Raw genomic sequence first — 6,396 nt, 5'->3', positions numbered from 1 at the left:
TCGCAGCCGCAGCATGGCGTGCCGGTCCAGCAGCGCCTGCAGCACCGCCACCACGTCGCCCTCGGTCGTGTCTGCGGGGGCTTGCAGCAGCACCGTCTGGTTGAACTCATCGACCGGACCGTCCAGACTCTGCAGCCACCGGATGATGGGGGTGGCCGCCACCGGTCCGACGCCGTTGTCGATGGGGCCGCCCGCATGGGACACGCCCGCGACGCGGGCCAGCCGGGCCACGGTCTGCTCGACGAACACGTCGCGGGGGCGACACACCAGACCCGCGGCGCGGGCGCGCGCCACCACCTGCATCGAGAGAATGCTGTCGCCGCCGAGGTCGAAGAACGAGTCGTCGACACCGACCTGATCTAAACCCAGTGTCTCGGCGTAGATTCCGGCGAGCACCTCTTCGACTGCGGTGGTGGGTGCACGGTAGCGGTCACCGTCGCCGTAGTCGGGAGCGGGCAGCGCGCGGGTGTCGAGCTTGCCGTTGACCGTCAGCGGCAGCGCGTCAAGCACCACCACCGCGACGGGCACCATGTAGGCGGGCAACCGCTCAGCCAGTTGGGCGCGCAGTTCAGCCGGGTCAGCGGTGCCGGTGATGTAGCCCACCAACCGCTTGTCGCCGGGGCGGTCTTCGCGGGCGATCACCGCTGCCTGCTCCACGCCGTCGAGCGCGGCCAGCGCGGCCTGGATCTCGCCCAACTCGATGCGGTAACCGCGGATCTTGACCTGCTCGTCGGCGCGGCCCAGGTACTGCAGCTGCCCGTCGGGACGCCAATACACCAGATCGCCGGTGCGGTACATACGTTTTCCGGCCACGCCGGGACCGCCGAACGGGCACGCCACGAACCGCGACGCGGTCAGGCCAGCCCGGCCCACATATCCGGCGCCGACGCCGTCACCGCCGACATACAGTTCGCCGATCACCCCTTCGGGCACCGGGCGTAGCCACTCGTCGAGCACGAACAACGCCGCACCGGGAACCGGCTTGCCGATCGGCACCCCCAGCCCCGGTGTCAGCGGTGCGCTGATCGCCACGCACATCGTCGTCTCGGTCGGGCCGTAGGCGTTGATCATCACCCGGCCGGGCGCCCACTGCTCCACCACCTCCGGCGGGCAGGCTTCGCCGACCACGACCAGCACCGCCGATTCCAGGCCCTCGCGCGGCAGCACCCTTACCGCAGAGGGAGTTTGGGTGAGCACGGTGACCTGTTCGCGCACCAGTAGGGCATGGAAGTCTTCCGGCGATCCCGCGATGTCCTCGGAGACCACCACCACGCGCCCGCCACGCAGCAACGGCGCGAAGACCTCCCACACCGAGACGTCGAAGGCCAACGAATGGCATTGCGGCCACACGCCCGCAGGCGGCAGCCCGGCATCGAGCGTATCCAGCAGTTGGGTCACGTTGTGGTGGGTGATCGCCACGCCCTTGGGCACACCGGTGGTTCCCGAGGTGTAGATCAGATAGGCGATGTCGTCCGGGCTCGGATCCGGCAGCAGCGCACCGGATTCACTGTCGCCGGTCGCCCCGATGTCACCGATGTCAAGGACGGATAGAGGTTGTTCGGCCAACCGGTCCGCCAGATCGGGGGTGGTGACCGCGACGACCGGCCCGGCGTCGGTGATCATGAACGCCATGCGCTCTGCAGGTACCGCCGCGTCGATCGGCAGGTAGGCCGCTCCTGCTTTGAGTACCGCCAGCATGGCCACGATCGCCTCGGCGGACCGGTTGAACAGCAGCGCCACGCACTGCCCCGGCCCGGCACCATGTGCGACCAGGTTGTGCGCCAACCGGTTCGCGGCATGGTCAAGCTCGCGGTAGGTCAACGACCGTTCACCGCAGGTGACCGCCACCGCATCGGGGATGCGCGTCACATGCTCGGCGAACAGGGCGGTGACCGATGATGCGGCAGACTCTGGAGCCGTCACGGCCGCCAGGTTGCCGAGCTCCGCGAGCCGGGCGCGTTCGGCCTCGTCAAGCAGGTCCACCGCCGAGAGCGGTGCCATCGGGTCGGATGCCATGGCCGCCAGGACCCGTTGAAGCCGCGTGATCAGCGTTTCGATGGTGTCGGGGTCGAAGACGTCGGTGCGGAACTCCACTGTCCCGGTGATGCCGTCGGGTTCCCCGTCCTCGGTGCGGCGTTCGGCCAGCGAAAAGTTCACATCCATTCGCGCGGTGCGGGCATCCACCGGCATCGGGGTCACCTGCAGGTCGCCCAGCGCGAATTCGGCGTTGGGGTCGTCGATGTCGCTTCCTGCGCCGTTCTGCCACGCCAGCGCGACCTGAACCAGCGGGTGATGGGTCAGTGACCGCGTCGGGTTGAGCCGCTCGACAAGCACCTCGAACGGCACGTCCTGATGTTCGTAGGCAGACAGGCTGCGCGTCCGCACCTGAGCCAGCACATCGGCCACCGTCGGATCGCCCGCCAGATCGACCCGCAACACCAACGTGTTGACGAAGAACCCGATCAGCTCGTCGAGCGCGGGATCGCGCCGACCGGCGATCGGGAAACCCACCGCCACGTCAGAGGTTCCGGTGAGCTTGGACAGCACGGTCAGCAGCGCCGCCTGCAGCACCATGAAGCTGGTGGCGTTGTGCTCACGGGCGATCCGGGTGACCTGCTCGTGCAGCTCGGCAGGCCAGTCCACCGCGACCTTGGCGCCGCGCTGATCGGCGACCAGCGGGTAGGGCCGATCGGTCGGCAACGCAACACGTTCCGGCATCCCGGCCAGCGCGTCTTCCCAGTAGGCCAGCTGGGTGGCGATGCGGCTGTTGTCGTCGTCGAGATCACCGAACTGCGCACGCTGCCACAGCGTGTAGTCCACGTACTGCACCGACAACGGCGTCCAGCCCGGCGCCTGCCCCGCGCGCCGGTTGGCGTACGCCACACCCAGATCGGCCACCAGCGGCGTCATCGACCAGCCGTCGGCGGCGATGTGGTGCACCACCGCCGCCAACACATGTTCGTCGTCGGACAGCCGGAAAAGCTTGGCCCGCAACGGGATCTCGGTCGCCAGGTCGAACGTGTAACGTGATGCCGCGTCGATGGCCTCACGAAGCCGGCTCGCCGTCCACCCGGCGGCGTCGACGACCTCCCAGCCGAACTCGGCGTGCTCGGGGTCGACCACCACTTGCCGTGGGACGCCGTCGGGGGCGGTAAACAGGGTGCGCAGCGCTTCGTGGCGGGTCACCACATCGGCGAGCGCGATGCCCAACGCGTCGGTGTCCAGTGCGCCGCGAACCCGGAACGCGGCCGTCATGTTGTAAACCGGGGACGGGCCCTGCAATTGGTCCAGGAACCACAACCGGGTTTGGGCGAACGACAGCGGAACCACCCCGGGTCGCTCGCCGGCCACCAACGGCTCCAGCGCCGACCCTGCTGCGCCGATGCGGGGAGCCAGTTGGGCCACCGTCGGCGCGTCGAACAACGCGCGCACCGCGACACCGGCGTTCAGCGTCTTGTTGACCGCGGCCACCAGGCGCATCGCCGAGAGCGAATCGCCACCGAGGTCGAAGAACGAGTCGTCGACGCCGACCCGTTCGAGCCCGAGCACGGAAGCATAGATGCCAGCGAGGATTTCCTCGGTCGGGTTGGTCGGGGCCCGGTAGGAATCGAGTCCGGCGAAATCGGGGGCCGGCAGCGCGCGCACGTCGAGTTTTCCGTTGACCGTCAACGGGACCGCGTCGATCGCCACCACCGCGGCCGGAACCATGTAGGCCGGAAGCCGTTCGGCAAGCGTGGAACGCGCCACGACCGGATCGGCCGTGCCGGTGATGTAACCAACCAGGTGCTTGTCGCCGGGGCGGCCCTCGCGCGGGACGACGACGGCCTGCTCGACGCCGTCCAAAGCGGCCAGGGCGGCCTGGATTTCACCGAGTTCGATGCGATAGCCGCGGATCTTGACCTGCTCATCGGCGCGACCCAGGTACTGCACCTGTCCGTCGGCGCCCCAGCGCACCAGGTCACCGGTGCGGTACATGCGGGTGCCGGGCTCCCCGAATGGGCAGGCCACAAACCGCGATGACGTCAGACCCGCGCGGCCCACATATCCGACTGCCACACCCCGGCCCGCCAGGTACAGCTCGCCCACCGCACCCGGCGGGACCGGACGCAACCAGGCGTCCAGCACGAACAGCGCCGCACCGGTCACCGGCCCGCCGATCGGCACCACCGAGTCGGCGGCGTTCGCGGTCAGGGGCTGGCTGATCGAGGCGTACACCGTGGCTTCGGTCGGACCGTACGCGTTGATCATCAGTCGCCCCGGCACCGCCCACCGGTCGACGAGTTCGGTCGGACAGGCTTCACCGGCCACCACCAGCGCCGCGCACTCCAGCCCATGGGCGGAGAGCATGCCCGCCGCCGAAGGAGTTTGGCTCAACACGTCGACACGTTCGGCGACCAGCAGCTCGTGGAAGTCCTGCGGCGACGCGGCGACCTCTTCGGACACCACGAGCAGCCGCGCGCCGTGCAGCAGCGCGCCGAAAATCTCCCAGACCGAGACGTCGAAACTGTAAGAGTGCCACTGTGTCCACACCCGACCCGGTCCCGAAGCCAGGTCGGCGCCCAGCACGCCAAACAGCCCCGGCACGTTGCGATGAGGTATCGCAACACCTTTCGGTACGCCGGTGGTGCCCGAGGTGTAGATGATGTAGGCGATGTCATCGACCGCCGGACCGGGCAGCGTCGTACCGTCAGGTGGGGTCTCGACGTTGGCGACGTCGATGACGGTCACGTCGAAGCCGTCGAACCGCTGCGCCAGTTCGGCTGTGGTGATCGCGGCGACCGGCGTGGCGTCGGCCAGCATGAAGCCGATGCGCGCCACCGGCACCGCCGGGTCGATCGGCAGGTAGGCGGCCCCCGTTTTCAACACGGCCAGGATCGCCACGATCGCGTCGGCGGACCGGGGAAGCAGCAGCGCCACGACTTGGCCGGGCCGCGCACCGTGACCGGCTAGCACGTGTGCCATCCGGTTGGCAGCCACGTCGAGTTCCGCGTACGTCATCGACTGACCGTCGAAGGTCACCGCCGGCGCGTCCGGAGTGCGCGCGACCTGGGCGGCGAACAGTGCGGGTATCGGCTCGGCGGCGATCTCCGGCGCGGTCAACGCCGATTCTCCGCCCCATTCCGCGAGACGCGTGCGCTCAGCTCCGTCGAGCAGGTCCAGCGCGGAGAGCCGCCGGCCCGGTTCGGTGGTGATGGCCGCCAAGACCCGGGTGAAGCGGTCGATCAGCGCTCGGATGCTGTCGGTATCGAACACGTCGGTGTCGTACTCGACGCGCAGCCCGATCTCGCGGCCCGGAAGGGCTTGTACGGCCAGCGGATAGTGGTTGGTTTCGCGGAAGTTGAAGTCGGCGACGGTGATTCCGTCGACATCCAACCGCGCGCTGCTGTCGATGGGATAGTTCTCGAACACGAAAAGCGTGTCGAAGAGCTGATCTTGGCCGCTGAGGTGGTGAATCTCGTTGAGCGCGAGATGTTGATGTTCGAGGGTGTCGTTATGGGCGCGTTGCAGCTGCGCGAGCAAATCTTCGGCGGTGGTGTCGGGGGTGAAGGTCGCCCGCACAGGCACCGTGTTGATCAGTAGGCCCACCATCGATTCGGCGCCGGGAACTTCGGTGGGCCGACCCGAAACCGTGGTGCCGAAGGCGACATCGTGCTGGCCGGTCAGCGAACACAGCAGCCGTGCGAAGGCGGTCTGCAACACGATGTTGACCGTGGTCTGACATGACCGCGCGAGTTCGCCGACGGCCGCCGTGATGTCTTCGGGGACCTGGAAGGATTCGATGCCTCGCGGACCCTGCCCCACCTTCCCGGCCGGGCCCACCAACGTGGGAGCGTCGAAGCCGGCTAGTGCCTCGCGCCAGGCCGCGTGAGCGGCGTCGCGATCGCGGTCGGCCAACCAGGTGATGAAGCTGCGGTACGGGGTGGCTGCGGGTAGCCGCTGGCGGCTGAAGCCAGCGAAGATCTCCTGCAGCAGGATCGGCATCGACCAGCCGTCGAGCACGATGTGGTGCGTCGTGAGCAGCAACCTGTGCCGGTTGGGTGCCACGCGGATGAGAGCGGCGCGGAAGGCCGGCTGATCGGTGAGGTGGCAGACGGCGGCGCGTTCGCCGGCGCACATCCGCGAAACCTGCTGTGCGGCATCGCCGTCGATGTCCAGCTCGACATACCGCCACGGCACAACGGGATCGGCCGGGATGACCTGGACCGGTTCGTCGAACTGTTCGCTGAACTGCGCCGCCAGATGCGGATGCCGGTTGACCACGGCCTGCACGGCATCGCGAAGACGTTGTACGTCAAGGGGTCCGCTCAGCTCGATCTCGAGTTGCATGGCGTACAGATCGGCGCTGGCGGATGCGGTGTTGGCGTGAAAGAGCAGCCCTTGCTGCAGCGGGGTCAG

1 protein-coding gene is annotated in these 6,396 nt (G+C 68.4%); it reads right to left on the bottom strand.

The features are described from left to right. The coding region (locus tag ABQE44_RS25680) for a non-ribosomal peptide synthetase (RefSeq protein ID WP_448432625.1) at positions 1 to 6,396 on the bottom strand (6,396 nt) is incomplete at both ends.

This window comes from Mycolicibacterium sp. XJ2546 (genome assembly GCF_053483195.1).
This window is presented reverse-complemented; position numbering and strand designations above follow the sequence as displayed.